General features: G+C 69.2%; 14 protein-coding genes and 1 tRNA gene. 9 read left to right on the top strand and 6 right to left on the bottom strand.

Going from position 1 to position 15,268, the window contains the following annotated elements; all coding sequences use genetic code 11:
* On the bottom strand, window positions 1-1,083 hold the full coding sequence (tsaD, locus tag OZ671_RS17710; protein WP_268861968.1) for a tRNA (adenosine(37)-N6)-threonylcarbamoyltransferase complex transferase subunit TsaD: 1,083 nt from the start codon (window positions 1,081-1,083) through the stop codon (window positions 1-3).
* Between the two features lie 98 nt (window positions 1,084-1,181).
* Here tsaD and hemC point away from each other — a divergent pair, with 98 nt between their 5' ends.
* From hemC to OZ671_RS17685, 5 genes are all read left to right on the top strand, one after another.
* Window positions 1,182-2,111 carry a hydroxymethylbilane synthase gene (hemC, locus tag OZ671_RS17705; protein ID WP_268861967.1) on the top strand — a complete coding sequence of 310 codons (930 nt, stop codon included), beginning with the start codon at window positions 1,182-1,184 and terminating at the stop codon, window positions 2,109-2,111.
* Window positions 2,111-2,830 carry a uroporphyrinogen-III synthase gene (locus tag OZ671_RS17700; RefSeq protein ID WP_268861966.1) on the top strand — a complete coding sequence of 240 codons (720 nt, stop codon included), beginning with the start codon at window positions 2,111-2,113 and terminating at the stop codon, window positions 2,828-2,830. The genes hemC and OZ671_RS17700 overlap by 1 nt, the downstream gene beginning before the upstream one ends.
* A gap of 224 nt (window positions 2,831-3,054) precedes the next feature.
* Window positions 3,055-4,536, top strand: coding sequence for a COG4223 family protein (locus OZ671_RS17695; protein ID WP_268861965.1), 1,482 nt, complete (start codon window positions 3,055-3,057; stop codon window positions 4,534-4,536).
* 10 nt (window positions 4,537-4,546) lie between these two features.
* Entirely contained in the window at window positions 4,547-6,253 is a 1,707-nt protein-coding gene (locus OZ671_RS17690; RefSeq protein WP_268861964.1) for a heme biosynthesis protein HemY, read from the top strand.
* A gap of 82 nt (window positions 6,254-6,335) precedes the next feature.
* Window positions 6,336-6,412: transfer RNA gene (locus OZ671_RS17685), tRNA-Arg, on the top strand.
* 128 nt (window positions 6,413-6,540) lie between these two features.
* Here OZ671_RS17685 and OZ671_RS17680 read toward each other — a convergent pair.
* Window positions 6,541-7,113, bottom strand: a complete 573-nt coding sequence (locus OZ671_RS17680; protein WP_268861963.1) for a TetR/AcrR family transcriptional regulator — start codon at window positions 7,111-7,113, stop codon at window positions 6,541-6,543.
* Window positions 7,114-7,221: 108 nt separating this feature from the next.
* Between OZ671_RS17680 and OZ671_RS17675 the strand changes: the two genes are divergently transcribed.
* Window positions 7,222-7,650 (top strand): tautomerase family protein, encoded by a 429-nt coding sequence (locus OZ671_RS17675; protein ID WP_268861962.1) that lies wholly within the window; start codon window positions 7,222-7,224, stop codon window positions 7,648-7,650.
* 88 nt (window positions 7,651-7,738) lie between these two features.
* Here the strand turns inward: OZ671_RS17675 and OZ671_RS17670 are convergent, their stop codons facing one another.
* Entirely contained in the window at window positions 7,739-8,404 is a 666-nt protein-coding gene (locus OZ671_RS17670; RefSeq protein WP_268861961.1) for a YggS family pyridoxal phosphate-dependent enzyme, read from the bottom strand.
* Between the two features lie 117 nt (window positions 8,405-8,521).
* Here OZ671_RS17670 and leuS point away from each other — a divergent pair, with 117 nt between their 5' ends.
* From leuS to holA, 3 genes are read left to right on the top strand one after another with little or no spacing between them, the layout of a single operon-like run.
* Window positions 8,522-11,146: a leucine--tRNA ligase gene (leuS, locus tag OZ671_RS17665; protein ID WP_268861960.1), complete on the top strand. Its 2,625-nt coding sequence runs from the start codon at window positions 8,522-8,524 to the stop codon at window positions 11,144-11,146.
* The gene (locus OZ671_RS17660; protein ID WP_268861959.1) at window positions 11,133-11,675 is read left to right on the top strand and encodes an LPS assembly lipoprotein LptE; all 543 of its coding nucleotides are present in this window, start codon (window positions 11,133-11,135) and stop codon (window positions 11,673-11,675) included. Before leuS ends, OZ671_RS17660 begins: the two co-directional genes overlap by 14 nt.
* A gap of 58 nt (window positions 11,676-11,733) precedes the next feature.
* Window positions 11,734-12,765, top strand: coding sequence for a DNA polymerase III subunit delta (gene holA, locus OZ671_RS17655; RefSeq protein WP_268861958.1), 1,032 nt, complete (start codon window positions 11,734-11,736; stop codon window positions 12,763-12,765).
* A gap of 45 nt (window positions 12,766-12,810) precedes the next feature.
* On the opposite strand, the gene OZ671_RS17650 is transcribed toward holA, so the two are convergent.
* The 3 genes from OZ671_RS17650 to rsmG all read right to left on the bottom strand — a co-directional run bounded on the left by OZ671_RS17650 (window position 12,811) and on the right by rsmG (window position 15,261).
* Window positions 12,811-13,689 (bottom strand): ParB/RepB/Spo0J family partition protein, encoded by an 879-nt coding sequence (locus OZ671_RS17650; RefSeq protein ID WP_268861957.1) that lies wholly within the window; start codon window positions 13,687-13,689, stop codon window positions 12,811-12,813.
* A gap of 76 nt (window positions 13,690-13,765) precedes the next feature.
* A complete protein-coding gene (locus OZ671_RS17645) occupies window positions 13,766-14,608 on the bottom strand; it encodes a ParA family protein (RefSeq protein WP_442957096.1) in 843 nt (280 codons plus the stop codon).
* The gene (gene rsmG, locus OZ671_RS17640; RefSeq protein WP_268861956.1) at window positions 14,605-15,261 is read right to left on the bottom strand and encodes a 16S rRNA (guanine(527)-N(7))-methyltransferase RsmG; all 657 of its coding nucleotides are present in this window, start codon (window positions 15,259-15,261) and stop codon (window positions 14,605-14,607) included. Before rsmG ends, OZ671_RS17645 begins: the two co-directional genes overlap by 4 nt.
* Window positions 15,262-15,268 lie beyond the last annotated feature (7 nt).

Here is a 15,268-nt window from a genome sequence, read left to right as displayed (position 1 = left end):
TCATGCCTTGGCCCCCAGGCGGCCGGAACCGATGGTTGCAGCCTCGGCATCGAGCGGCCAGCGCGCACGCGGTGCGATGTCGAGCGGATCGGTCAAGCCTCGGGCGAGACGCTCGGCACCGGCCCAGGCGATCATCGCCCCATTGTCGGTGCACAGTTTCGGTGGCGGCACGACGAGCGGCAGGCCGGCCGCGGCTGCCTTCTCGCCGAGTACCCGCTTCAGCGTCTGGTTGGCGCCGACGCCGCCGGCGACGACCAGGGCGGTCGGCTCGCCGAACCGCTCCCGGAACAGCCGGATCGCGACCTTGGCGCGATCCGCCACCATGTCCGCGACGGCCATCTGGAACGAAGCCGCGATGTCCGCAATGTCCTGGTCGCCGAGGCCGCCGGCCGCCGCCTCGATCCGCTCGACCTCCAGGCGCACGGCGGTCTTCAGACCCGAAAGCGAGAAATCAGCTGTCGGCCGGCCAAGCAGCGGCCGTGGAAAGGCAAAGCGCCCGGCATTGCCGGCGCTGGCGCGCCGTTCCACCTCCGGCCCGCCGGGATAGGGCAGGTCGAGAAGCTTGGCGACCTTGTCGAAGGCTTCGCCGATGGCGTCGTCGATCGTGGTGCCGAGCTTCGAATAGGCGCCGATGCCCGTCACCGCCAGAAGCTGGGTATGGCCACCGGAGGCCAGCAGCAGGAGATAGGGAAAGGCGATACCGTCGGTCAGCCGCACGGTCAGGGCGTGGGCTTCGAGGTGATTGACCGCGATCAGCGGCTTGCCGGCGACGAGCGCGATCGCCTTCGCCGCGGTCAGCCCGATCAGCACGCCGCCGACGAGGCCGGGCCCGGCGGCCGCCGCCACGGCATCGAGATCGTCGATGCCGGTGCCGGCCTGGCGCAGCGCCTCGGCCACCACGCGGTCGACGATATCCACATGGGCGCGGGCCGCGATCTCCGGCACGACGCCGCCGAAGGGCGCATGATCCTCGACCTGCGAGCGCACGACATTGGACAGAATCTCGCCGGTTCCGGCCGCGCCGACGCGCACGACGGCGGCCGCCGTCTCGTCGCAGGTCGTTTCGATGCCGAGAACAAGCATTTGGTTCGTTTTCGCTTTGCGGCTACGGGATGTCCGCGGCCCGGACGGATCGTTATGATCCGCCCTCGTCCGCCCTCCGCCTAACATCGGACCTTGATATGGTGCAATCGCCCTTCCTCCGCATCGGCACGCGCGGCTCCGCCCTGGCGCTGGCCCAGGCCCATCAGGTGCGCGCGCTCCTCGCCGCGGCCCACGCCGTCGGCGAGGAGGAGATCGACATCGAGATCATCCGCACCAGCGGCGACATGATCCAGGACCGGCCGCTGTCGGAAGCCGGCGGCAAAGGGTTGTTTACCAAGGAGATCGAGGAGGCCCTGCTCCGCGGCGGCATCGATCTGGCCGTCCATTCCTCCAAGGACATGCCGACGGTCCTGCCCGCCGGGCTCGGGCTGACAGCGTTCCTGGCACGCGAGGACGTGCGCGACGCCTTCATCGGCCATGCGGTGGCCCGCCTCGCCGACCTGCCCGGGGCGGCAGTCGTGGGTTCGGCATCGCTCCGGCGCCAGGCGCAGATCCGGCGCGAGCGGCCGGACCTTGAGACCGTGCTGTTCCGCGGCAATGTGCCGACCCGGCTCGACAAGGTGCGGAGGGGCGAGGTGGCCGGCACGCTGCTCGCGATGGCCGGCCTGAAGCGCCTCGGCCTGGCCGACCGGGCGACCGAGATCATCGCCGCCGACCGGTTCCTGCCGGCGGTCGGCCAGGGCGCCATCGGCATCGAGACGCGGCTCGACGACACGCGGACGCGCGACCTCATCGCCCCGCTCAACGATCAGGACACCGAAACGGCGCTGCGTGTCGAACGCGCCTTTCTGAAGGTGCTCGACGGCTCCTGCCGCACGCCGATCGCCGGGCTTGCCCGGATCGAGGCCGGCCGGATCCTGTTCGACGGCGAGATCTTGCGGCCCGACGGCAGCGAGAGCTTTCGCGTCGTCCGCACCGGCGGCCTCGCCGAGGCGGAAAGCCTCGGCCACGACGCGGGCATCGAATTGAAGGCGCGCGCGCCGGCCGATGTCCTGGTGCACGTTTGATGCGCCTCATTCTCGTCAGGCCGGAGCCGGAGGCCGGGCGGAGCGCTGCCCGGCTGGCGCGCCTCGGCCACGAGGTCGTCAATGCGCCTCTGCTCGTGACCGAGCCGATCGCCCAGGGCCAGGCGGCGGGCAGCGCGCGCGATGATGTCGCGGCGCTCGTCGTCACCAGCCCGCGCAGCGCCGGGCTGATCGACGATGGCACCAGGGCAGCGTTCCGCCATCTGCCGGTCTTCGCGGTCGGCGACCGAACCGCTGCGGCCATGCTGGAGACCGGTTTTGCCGATGTCCGCTCCGCCGCCGGCGACATCCTCGCCCTGGGGCGGCTGATCGCCGCGGCCGGACTGCCCGCGGGCGCCCGGCTGCTCAGCCTCGGCGGCGAGGAGCGCGCCGGGGATCTCGCTGCGCTCGTCGCGCCGGCCGGATTGACGGTCGAGCGGCGGATTCTTTATCGCATGGTGCAGGTCGGCAGCCTGCCGCCGTCGCTCGCCGCGGCGCTTCGCGCGCCGGGCCCTGCCGCCGTCCTGCACTATTCGCCCCGCTCGGCCGAAACCTTTGTCGCGAGGGTCGGCGAGGCCGGTCTTGCAACGGCGGCGGCGCGGCTCGACCATCTCTGTCTTTCTCCAGCCGTCGCCGCGCCGCTGGCGCGAGCGGGTTTCGGCCGGCTGCGCATCGCCGCGACGCCCGATGAGGCCGCGCTGCTTGCACTGATCGAGGGTTGACCGGGCCTCCCGGGCGCAACCGGTATCGGCAGACGCATCACGAATATCGAAGAAATATACATGATATCAATGGATTAATCGTTCATCCGAAGCGCCCGGACATCCGTCGCGGGCCGAGGCGGACCCTCACCCCACGGCATCGGCGGCTCGCGGAACCGGGGGTCTATCCCTTGTGATAAATGCGGGCTAGACCTTGGCCGAGTGCTGCAACGGAGACGCGACGTATGGCCCATGACGAGCGCCCCGACGACGCCAAGGCGAAACGCCGCGCCAAGTCGCCCGTCATCACGCTCGAGGCGACGGACATGACGCCGGCCGAGGCGACGAAACCCGAGACCGCCGCCGGCCTGTCCGAACCAGGCGTCGAGCCGACCGCAAAAACCGAGTCGCAAGCTTCCTTGGACGCGCAGGCCGAGGTCGCGGCGGCGACGCCCGAGCCGGCCGCTGCCGCCAGCGAGGCCGACACTGCCGGTCCGGCCGGTCGTCCCGAAACGGACGGGCCGTCGGCGGAAGCCGCGCCCCCTCCTGCGCCCCCTCCTGCGCCTCCTCCACGCGAAGAGCGGACGGCCGCGCCGCAGTCCGGCTTCGGCCGCCTGGCCGCCGCCGGCCTAGTCGGCGCGCTGATATCGGGCGGTCTTGGTTATGGCGCCGCCGTGAGCGGGCTGCTGCCCGTCGCGGGCAAGACCGAGGTCGTGGCGCTCGAACAGCGCATCGCCGATCTCGACCGGGCGCTGCGCGAAGCCAATGCGCGCACGCCGCCGGCGCCCGATCTGTCCGCGCTGACCCGCCAGATCGCCGCCTGGGATGCCGCGCGGGCCACCCTGGACACGCGGCTCGCCGCCCTGGAACGCCGTCCGGCGGAGCCGGCCGGGTCACAGACGGCCACCACCGAGCCCGTCGATCTCAGTCCGCTCACACGCGAGATCGACGCGCTGAAGGCGGCCGTCGCCGCGCTCAGCGAACAGCAGGCGCGCACCGCCAGCCTGCCGCCAGCGGGCATTGCGGGGCCGGACCTTGCCGCGGTCGAGAACCGGGTCGGCAGCGAGCTTGGCACCCAGGCGCAGCGGATCGACGGCATCCAGGCCCGCGTCCAGAACCTCGGCGCGGATGTCGCCGCGGCCACCGAGGCGGCACGCGGCCTGGCCACCCGCCTTGCCGCGCTCGACAGCGCCCGGGCCGAGGCGGCGGGAACCGGCCAGAAGGCCGCGGTGCTCGTCGGCATCGAGGTGCTCCGGTCCGCCGTCGATCGCGGCCGGCCCTACGCCGCCGAGCTCAGGGCGCTGAAGGCTCTCGGCGCCGATGCGGCCGCGTTGCAGCCGCTGGAGGCTGCGTCCGAACGCGGCGTGCCCTCGGCCTCGGCGCTGGCGCGCCAGTTCTCCGGCCTCGGTTCGGCCATGACCCGCGCCGTGCCGCGGCCGTCCGACGGCAGCCTGCTCGACCGCCTCGCCGCCAACGCCCAGGCCCTGTTCCGGATCCGGCCGGTGGGCGAAGCGGCCGGGGACGATACATCGGTGGTGATCGCCCGGATCGAGGCCAAGCTCGGCCGCGGCGACCTTGCCGGTGCGCTCGCCGATTTCGGCAAGCTGCCCGAGCCGGTGAAGGTGGTCGCCAAGGACTGGGAAGCACAGGCCCGTGCGCGTCTCGCCGCCGATACGGCGCTGAAACGAATGGCCGACGAGGCCATGGGCGCGCTCGCCGCGCGCTGAGGAGAAGGTCATGGTCCGCGTCATTCTTTTCCTCGCCCTGATCGCCGCACTCGCCACCGGCGCGGCCTGGATCGCCGATCAGCCGGGCACCGTGACGATCGTCTGGCTCGGCCGGCAGATCGAATTCGAGGTGCTCACCGGGCTGGTTGCGGTGCTTGCGCTCGCCATCGTCACCATGGTGCTCATCGCCTTCGTCCGCTGGCTGATCGCGAGCCCGCGCATTGCCGCGCGCGTCATGCGCCGGCGCAAGATCGAGCGGGGCCAGGAGGCGATCTCGCGCGGCATCGTCGCGATCGGCGCAGGCGACCGGCGCGCCGCCGAAAAACATGCCGCCGACGCCGAACGGCTGGTGCCCAAGGCCGCGCTCACCCTGCTCCTGAAGGCGCAGGCGGCGCAGCTCGCCGGCGACCGGCACGGCGCCGAGGAGGCGTTCCGCGCCATGGTGGACCGATCGGACACCCGCCTGCTCGGCCTGCGCGGCCTCTATGTCGAGGCGCAGCGGCGGACCGACCCGGTCGCTGCGCGCGCCATTGCCGAGGAGGCGGTGAAGGCCTCGCCTTCCGCCACCTGGGCATCGCAGGCGGTGTTGGAGCATCAGGGCGGCACCGGCGACTGGGACGGCGCGCTGACCAGCATCGAGCGTCAATACGCCGCGCGCGTCATCGACAAGGACACCGCCAAGCGCCTGCGCGCCGTGCTGCTGACCGCCAAGGCGCTGGCCGCCGAGGACAGCGATCCGGCAACCGCCAAAACGCTGGCGCTGGAGGCCGTCGGCCTCGCCCCGGATCTCGTGCCGGCCGCCGCGCTCGCCGCTCGCCTGGCCGCCGCGGGCGGCGACATCCGCAAGGCCTCGCGCATCGTCGAGGCGGCCTGGAAGCTCTCGCCGCATCCGGATCTCGCCGAGGCTTACGCCCATGCCCGCCACGGCGATTCGCGCGGCGACCAGCTGCGCCGTGTCGAAACCCTGGCGCGTCTCACGCCCTCGCATCCGGAAGGCCTGCTCGCCATCGGCCGGGCCGCCATCGACGCGGGCGAGTTCGCCACCGCCCATCAGGCCCTGGACGAACTCGCTGCCAAAGCCCCGACGCAGCGCCTCTGCCTCCTGATGGCCGAGCTCGCCGCCAAGGAGAGCAACGACCATGGCCGTGCGCGCGAATGGATGACTCGCGCCCTGCGCGCCGCCCGCGACCCGGCCTGGACCGCCGACGGCCAGGCGAGCGACGTCTGGCTGCCGGCCTCGCCGGTTACCGGGCGGCTGGACGCCTTCCAGTGGAGGGTGCCGGTCGCCGAGCTCGGCGGACCGATGCTGCATGTCGACGACGTGCTCGCCGACACCGCCGACCCCGCCGTTCCGGCCGAGATCGTCACCATCGAGGCGGAGGCCGGTCCCGTTGCCGCGGCCGAGCCGGCTCCGGCTCAGCCCGCGCCGCCTGCCGCGCCCGCTCCGACGCAGCCCGCCCCCCCGCCCGCCGAGGCGGCGCCTGCAGCCGCGCCGATCGCGGTGACACAAGATCCCGCGCCATCCGAGCCGCCCGCCCGGGGGCCCGACGCCGCCGAGGCGAAGCCCGGGGCTTCCCCCAACGGTGCGTCCGATCCTGGCGAGAAGCCGCGGCCGCCGCGCGGCGAAACGGTCTTCCCGATCGCCCGCGCGCCCGACGATCCCGGCCCGGAGGTTGCTGCCGAACCACGCAAGCGCATGTCGTTTTTCGGCAGTTGAGCGCCCTGCCGATCACAATCGTCGCCAATGCCGCGGGTGCGACTTGCCCGGCCTTGCCCGGCTGTGAGATAGAGGGCGCGTCGGTCCCGTAGCTCAGCAGGATAGAGCAGCGGTTTCCTAAACCGGAGGTCAGGGGTTCGAATCCCTTCGGGACCGCCATCTCGCTTCTTGTCCAGCCTGGGCATGCCTGCGCGCAGGAAGCTTCCCGCGTGGGCCCTTCCAGGCCGCAGCGTCCCTGCCGCGCCCTGCGAGCGATGCTCCAGGTGCGCCTGGCCCCGTCCGCGCCGTCAGCCTTCCGCTGGCTCACCTGCATACTGCGCCCGGACGGCGCACAGCAGCTCTTCCGAGAGCGCCGGATCGTTCGAGGCGCGCGCGAGCACGACCGCGCCGACCATGGCTGAAAGGGTCCGGAGCGCCAGCGCGCGGCTTTCGGCCGGCGAGCCCTCGGCGGGCGCCAGCAGGTCGGCATAGATGCGGATCGCCCGCGCGAAGATGGTGCGGATGTTGTCGGGCTGCCGGGCCGCCTCGCCGGCGAGCGCCGGGAGCAGGCAGCCTTGGGCGACGCTGTCCCGGTGCTTGTCCGAGAGATAGGCGCGGATGAAGGCGGTACGGCGATCGGCCGCCCCGTCCAGATAGGTCTCCCAGAAGCCCAAGGTCTGGCCGAGCGCCACCGCGCAAGCCTCCTCGACGAGCTGCGCCTTGGACTCGAACTGCTTGTAGAAACCGCCATGGGTCAGGCCGGCCTGGCTCATCAGGTCGGCGATACCGACCCCGTCGACGCCCTTTTCGCGAAACAGCGCGCTCGACACCGACACCACCCGCTCCCGGTTCTCGCGGGCCTGCTCCCGGCTCACACGCATCGCGATCTCCCGCTCGAAAAAGATGTTGACCAACATCTATCAACGATTAGGATTATGATCAACATCTATCGGAGCGCCGATGCGCGTCAAACGCTGGGAGATCGTCACATGCCCCTTTGGAAGATCTATCATCCGGTCGGCGCCTATACGCCCGGCGACAAGCAGGCAATCGCCCAGGCGCTGTCCGATCTCTACGGCCGGATGATGCCGCGTTTCTATGTCGGCGTGATCTTCCAGGCGGTCGGCGCCGACAATTTCTACATTGGTGGCGAACCGCATGCGCGGTTCGTCCGCATCTGGGTCGACCACATCGCGCGGACTTTCGCGTCAGACGCGGCGAGGGCCGGCTTCTTCAAGAAGATCAACCAGATCCTGGCGCCCTGGATCGCCGATCGCGGCTACGACTGGGAGATCCATGTCGACGAGACGCCGTTCGATCTCTGGACGATTCAGGGCCACTTCCCGCCTCGGGAAGGCACGGAGGACGAGAAGCGCTGGATGGCCGAGAACCGCGCGTCGCCACGCACCCACGCGTAACGCCGCCGCCGGTGCAGCGAAACGAGCGCCCGCCGGCGGCGCATGGATCGTCCGTGCTGGCGCCGCCGGACGGCCTCTGCCGCCAGATTCAGCCGCGCGCGCCAAAAATGGCGCTGCCGACGCGGACATGGGTGGCGCCCATGGCGATCGCCTGCTGGTAGTCGGCGCTCATGCCCATCGAGACGATGGCAAGGCCGTTGCGGCGGGCAATGGTGGTGAGCAGGGCGAAATGCGGCGCCGGCGGCTCGTCGGCCGGCGGAATGGCCATCAGACCGCTGACGGCGAGGCCGTGCTGGTCGCGGCACTCGGCCAGGAAGGCATCGACCTGTTCCGGCAGGACGCCGCCCTTCTGTGGCTCCGCGCCGGTATTGACCTGCACGAGCAGGGTCGGCCGGCGCTGCTGGCGCGCCATTTCCTTCGCCAGCTCCTTGGCGAGCGAGGTGCGGTCGAGGCTTTCGATGACGTCGAACAGCTGCACGGCATCGCGCGCCTTGTTCGACTGGAGCGGCCCGATCATGTGCAGCTCGACGCCGGGGTGGCGCTCGCGCAGCGCGGGCCACTTCTCCTTCGCCTCCTGCACGTAGTTCTCGCCGAAGACCCGCTGTCCGGCGATGAGCGCCGGCTCGATGGCCTCGGCCGGGAAGGTCTTGGAAACGGCGACCAGGGTCACCGCATCGGCGGGCCGCGCCGCCGCGCGGGCGGCTTCGGCGATGGCGTGCTTCACTTCGGCGAGACGAACGGGGATATCGGACATGGAGGCACTCCGCAGGTTCGCCCTGCGCTAGCCTGTAAATGGTTGACCGGTCCAGGCCTTTCGTGTGTTGTCCGCGCTTCGCTCTTAGCCCCTCGTGCCGCTGCCGAACCGCTGATCATGTCGACTGAACGTTACAATGCCCGCACCGCCGAGCCGAAATGGCGCGCGACCTGGGACCAGAACAAGATCTTCGAGACGAAAAACACCGATCCGCGGCCGAAATATTACGTGCTCGAGATGTTTCCCTATCCATCGGGGCGCATCCATATGGGCCACGTGCGCAATTATACGATGGGCGACGTGGTGGCCCGCTACAAGCGCGCCAAGGGTTTCAACGTGCTGCATCCGATGGGCTGGGATGCGTTCGGCCTGCCGGCCGAGAACGCGGCCATGGCCTCGAAGGTCCATCCCAAGGAATGGACCTACAAGAACATCGAGACCATGAAGGCCCAGCTGAAGAATATGGGCCTGTCGCTGGACTGGTCGCGCGAGCTCGCGACCTGCGATCCGCTCTATTACGGCCATCAGCAGAAGCTTTTCACCGACTTCATGAAGGCAGGGCTCGTCGAGCGGCGCTCGGCGCGGGTCAACTGGGATCCGGTCGACCAGACCGTGCTTGCCAACGAGCAGGTCATCGACGGGCGCGGCTGGCGCTCGGGCGCGCCCGTGGAGCAGCGGGATCTCACCCAGTGGTTCTTCAAGATCACCGCCTACAATCAGGAACTCCTGGACGCGCTCGACACGCTCGATCGCTGGCCGGACAAGGTCCGGCTGATGCAGAAGAACTGGATCGGCCGCTCCGAAGGCCTGCTGGTGCGCTGGGCGCTGAAGGCCGGCACCACCCCGGCGGGAGAAACCGAGCTCGAAATCTATACGACCCGCCCGGACACGCTGTTCGGCGCGAGCTTCATGGCGATCGCCCCCGACCATCCCCTGGCGAAGTCGGCGGCTGCCGCCGATCCGAAGCTTGCCGCTTTCGCCGAGGAATGCCGTCGCATGGGCACCTCCGTGGCCACCCTCGAGACCGCCGAGAAGCTCGGCTATGACACCGGCATCAAGGCCCTGCATCCGCTGGATCCGAGCATCGAGATCCCGGTCTATGTCGCCAATTTCATCCTGATGGACTACGGCACGGGCGCCATTTTCGGCTGTCCGTCGGGCGACCAGCGCGACCTCGACTTTGCCCGCAAATACGGCCTGCCGGTGGTGACGGTCGTGCGTCCGGCCGATGCCGGCGATGATTTCGAGGTCGACGACACCTCCTTCGACGGCGAAGGCGTGATGATCAATTCGCGCTTTCTGAACGGGATGACCAGCACCGCTGCCTTCCAGGAGGTCGCCTCGCGTCTCGAAAACGCGACGCTGGGCAACCGCCCGGTCGCCGCACGCAAGGTGAATTTCCGCCTGCGCGACTGGCTGATCTCGCGCCAGCGCTACTGGGGCTGTCCCATCCCGGTGATCCATTGCGACGATTGCGGCGCCGTGCCGGTGCCGCATGCCGACCTGCCCGTGCGCCTGCCGGAGGACGCCGACTTCTCGAAGCCCGGCAACCCGCTCGACCGGCATCCGACCTGGAAACACGTCGCCTGCCCGCAATGCGCGAAACCGGCGCGGCGCGAGACCGATACCATGGACACTTTCGTCGACAGCTCCTGGTATTTCATCCGCTTCTCGGATCCCTGGCGCACCGACACGCCGACCGATCCCGACATCGTCAATGCCTGGCTGCCGGTGGATCAGTATATCGGCGGCATCGAGCATGCGATCCTGCACCTGCTCTACAGCCGCTTCTTCACGCGGGCGATGAAGCTGACCGGTCATTCCGGTTTCGAGGAACCGTTCCGCGGCCTGTTCACCCAGGGCATGGTGGTGCATGAGACCTATCGCGGCGCCGACGGCGCCTATGTGACGCCGGCCGAGGTGACCATTTCCGGCGAAGGCAGCGCCCGCCGCGCGGTGCTGACCGGTACCAGCCAGCCGGTCGAGATCGGTCCGATCGAGAAGATGTCGAAGTCGAAAAAGAATGTCGTCGACCCCGACGACATCATCGACACCTACGGCGCCGACACCGCCCGCTGGTTCATGCTCTCGGATTCGCCGCCCGAACGCGACGTGATCTGGACCGAGGCCGGCGTCGAGGGCGCCAGCCGTTTCGTCCAGCGCGTCTGGCGCTTGGTCAACGACATCGCCGCGAGGACCGCCGCCGATGCCAAGGCCGCAACTTTCGGCGAGGTTGCGGCGGGCATCCGCCGGGCCGCCCACACGGCTCTGGCAGCGGTCGAAACCGACATCGAACGCCTCGCCTTCAACCGCTGCGTCGCGCATATCTACACATTGGCCAATGCGCTGACGCGCGCGCTCGAAGCCGTCAAGGGCGACGAACAGCCCACGGCGGAGGTCGCGGCCGCGCTGCGCGAAGCCGCCCAAATCCTGGTTCAACTCGTCGCGCCGATGATGCCGCATCTGGCCGAGGAATGCTGGGCCGTCCTCGGCAGCGGCGGCCTGGTTGCCGAAAAAGCCTGGCCCGTCGTCGACCGGGCGATCCTCGTTCAGGACACCGTCACATTGCCGGTGCAGGTCAATGGCAAGAAGCGCGCGGACTTGACGATCGCGCGCGACGCGTCCCAGAAAGACATCGAAGCTGCCGTGCTTGGGCTGGACCAGGTGACCAAAGCCCTGGAGGGCCGCCCGGTGAAGAAGGTCATCGTCGTGCCGCAGAGGATCGTGAATGTCGTCGGCTAACCCTTCCCGGCGCGCAGCCCTTCGCGCCCTCGCCGTGACCGCCGGCGCCGGAGCGCTCGCGGGCTGCTTCACGCCGCTCTACGGCGATCCCAACGTGGTGCCGGGCGCCCATAACGCCCAGGCCCACCTGCGCGACCTCGAAATTCCCGAGATCGCCGGGCGCTCGGGCGTCATCCTGCGCAACGAGCTGATCTATCTGACGCAGGGCGGTGGCGGGCGGGCCCAGTCGCCGACCCACACATTGAGGGTTTCGCTCGGCGTCGACAGCGTGCCGCTCGTGCTGAACACCGCGGCCGGCCGGCCGTCGGCCCAGTCGGTGACGCTGATTGCCAACTATTCGATCACACCGGTGGGCAGCCAGCAGGTTCTGATGCGTGGCCAGGCCTTCGCCAGCGCGTCCTTCGACCGCACCGCGCAGCGGCTCGCCTCCGACCGCGCCATGATCGAGGCGCAGGAGCGGGCGGCCAAGTCGCTGGCACAGACGGTCGTCACCCAGGTTGCCGGCTGGTACGTCACGCGCCCGCGCTGACGATGTCGACGATACGGCGGCCTCGCCGCCGGTGCCGTCTGCAATGTGGGTTGAGCCGGTGACCGCACTCAAAGCAGGCGAAATCGATCGCTACCTGAAGAACCCGGACACCGGACGCACGATCGCGCTGGTCTACGGTCCGGATTCCGGCCTCGTCGCCGAGCGCGCGCGGACCTTGGCCAAGGCCGCCGTCGGCGATCTCGACGATCCTTTCGCCGTCGTTCGCCTCGATGGCGACGTGCTCGCCTCCGACCCGATCCGCCTTGCTGACGAAGCCAACACGGTCGGCCTGTTCGGCGGCAAGCGGCTGATCTGGGTCCGCGCCGGTGAAAGGCCAATCGCCGCAGCGGTCACGCCCATTCTCGCCAATCCCCCGACCGACGCCTTCGTGCTGATCGAGGCGGGGGACCTCAAGAAGAACGCGCCGCTCAGGGTTGAGGCCGAACGTTCGCCCAAGGCCGCGGTCATTCCCTGCTATTCCGACGGCGAGGCCGATCTGAAACGCCTTATCGCCGAAGAAACCGCCGCGGCCGGCCTGACCATGGAGCCGCCGGCCGTCGCCGCTCTCGTCGCCTTTCTCGGCGGCGATCGGGCTGCCTCACGCGCGGAGATCCGCAAGGTCTGCCTCTATGCTCACGGCCGGGGCAAGATCACGCTGGCCGATATCGAAGCGGTCGCCGGCGACAGCCTCGAGCTCGGCATCGACGAGATTGTCGATGCGGCCGCGGGCGGCGACGCCGCGAGGCTCGACCGGCTGCTGGTCAAGGCCTCGGCATCCGGCATTGCCGTGCCGCAGATCATGGTGGTGGTTGGCCGCCACCTCTCGGCGCTGCACAAGGCGCGCCTCGCGATCGAGCGCGGCGCGACCATCAGCGCCGCCACGGATCGGTTCGAGCCGCCGGTCTTTTTTCGCCGCCGGCCGACGGTGGAGCGTCAGCTCGGTCTCTGGAACGCCGCGCGCCTCGAACGCATGATGGCGCGCGTTGCCGAAGCGACCTTCGAGACGCGCATCAAGGCCAGCCTCGCCGAAGCCATCGTCAGCCGGACGCTGATGGCAATCGCCATGACCGCCCGCGCCGGTCGCGGCTGATACCCCATGCCACGGCTTCTTGCCGGGCTGGACCGGCAAGGACCGTCAGCGCTGCAGGCGCCGGCAGATTTCGTCCAGCTGCTCCAGCGATTTGTAGCGGATCTTCAATTCGCCGCCTGAACCGCGGTGATCCACCGTCACGGTCATGCCGAGCGCGTCGGTCAGCGCCTTTTCCAGCGCCTTCGTATCGGTATCCTTCTCGACCCGCTCGCGCTGGCGCGGCGGCCGGCCGGACCGCTGTTCGGCCTGTTCCTGTGCCAGCGCTTCAACCTGCCGGACATTCAGGCCGCGCTCGATGATGTCGGCCGCCACGCGCTCCGGATCGTCATGAGCGAGCAGCGCGCGGGCATGACCGGCGGTCAGCTGGCCATCCCGGAGGTAGGACTGAACCCGGTCGGACAGTTTCAGAAGACGCAGCGTATTGGCGACGTGGCTGCGACTCTTGCCGATCACCTTGGCCATGTCGGCCTGGCTGTAGCCGAACTGCTCGATCAGCTCGTTATAGCCCATGGCCTCTTCCAGCGGATTGAGATCCGCCCGCTGGACATTCTCGATGATGGCGAGTTCCAGCGCTTCCCGGTCGCCGACCTCGACCAGGTGGATCGGCACCTCGTGCAGGCCGGCCTGCTGGGCAGCCCGCCAGCGGCGTTCGCCGGCGACGATCTCATAGGCATCGACCGCCCCGGCCACCGTGCGCACGACGATCGGCTGGATGATGCCGCGCTCGCGGATGGAATCGGCAAGCTCCTGCAGGTCCTCGTCCTTGAACACCCGGCGCGGATTGCGCGGATTGGCGCGGACGAATTCGATCGGCACGCGGCGCGTGGCGCGAACCCGGTCGATCGCGGCGGTTTCCTCGCCGACATCGCCGATCAGGGCGGCCAGGCCCCGGCCGAGACGCGATCTTACCGCCTCTTCCGCCATGGTTCACTCTCCTTCAACTCCGCTTCCGAACGAAGCGCCACGCCATTGGTTCGATGCGAGATCCGGCCGATCGCAATCAGGCCGCGCGCAGATGTTTTTCGCGCTGGATGATTTCCGAGGCGAGCCGGAGATAGGCCTGGCTGCCGACACATTTGAGATCGTAGAGCAGCACCGGCTTGCCGTAGCTCGGCGCCTCCGAAACCCGGACATTGCGCGGGATGATGGTCTGGTAGACCTTGTCTCCCATGAACTGGCGGACATCGTCGACGACCTGCGTCGACAGGTTGTTGCGCGCATCATACATGGTCAGGACGATGCCGTGGATGGTCAGGCCCGGATTGAAGGTCGCCTTGACCTGCTCGACCGTCTTGATCAGCTGCGACAGCCCTTCGAGCGCGAAGAACTCGCACTGCAGCGGCACCAGGATGGCATTGGCTGCAGCCATCGCGTTGATGGTGAGCAGGTTGAGCGAGGGCGGGCAGTCGATCAGGACATAGGAATAGCCGTCCGCAAGACTCTGGATCGCCTGCCTCAGCCGGTAGGCCCTGTCCTTCTGGGTCGAAATCTCGAGTTCGACCCCCGACAGGTCCATGGTCGAAGGCGCGATCGACAGCCGCGGCACGGAGGTGTCCTGCACCACTTCGGCAAGGCTGAGGTCGCCGACCAGCACATGGTAGGTCGAGCGATGGCGCGCGCGCCGGTCGATGCCGAGGCCGGTCGAGGCGTTGCCCTGGGGATCGAGATCGATGATCAGCACCCGCTCGCCGATGGCGGCGAGCGCCGTGCCCAGATTGATGGCGGTGGTCGTCTTGCCGACACCGCCCTTCTGGTTGGCGAGCGCCAGCACCCGAGGGCCGACCGGCGGAAGAGACGAGGAGAGCGTCGTCATGACGAACCGTCCGACGTTGAAAGGGTTCATGATGGGACTGGAGCCGCGCCGCGGAGCGTGACGATACGCGCCTGGGGATCCGTTGCGCTGGGCGTCAATACGGTGTCGAGTGTCCAATATTTAGCGGCTTCCGTCAATTCTCGCCCCACATCTTGTCCCTTGGGGAAGAGTCCGACTGCTCCACTTTTCAACAGATCCTGGCTCATCCGGACGAGATCGACGAGCGGGGCGAGCGCCCGGGCGCTGACAACGTCGACCGGTCCGCGCCAGCGCCCGACGACATCTTCGATTCGCGCGGCATGGACCGTCACGGGCACGCCCATGACACGGGCCGCCTCGCGCAGGAAAGCGGCCTTGCCCTGCTTGCTCTCGACACAATGGACCTGCGCACCCGGTCGCTCGGCCAGAACAGCGGCGACGATGAGCCCGGGAAGACCGCCCCCCGAGCCGAGATCGACCCAGATCTTCGCCTCGGGCACGAGGGTCACGAGCTGGAGGCAATCGGCGATGTGGCGGGTCCAGACCGATGCGAGGGTCGCGGGCGCCACCAGGTTCTTCGACGGATTCCAGCGCCTGAGCAGGCCGACATAGGTCACCAGCCGATCGCGCGTTTCACGTGAAACGACGACGCCGGCGAGAGCTGCCGCGGCTTCGGCCGCGCTCTCGTCTTCCCTATTGGGCACCGCTCGA

Origin of the sequence: Phreatobacter sp. AB_2022a, assembly GCF_026847585.1 — a bacterium.
Lineage (GTDB): Bacteria > Pseudomonadota > Alphaproteobacteria > Rhizobiales > Phreatobacteraceae > Phreatobacter.
The sequence above is the reverse complement of the archived record's forward strand: the minus strand, read 5'-3'. Positions and strand labels throughout refer to the sequence as shown.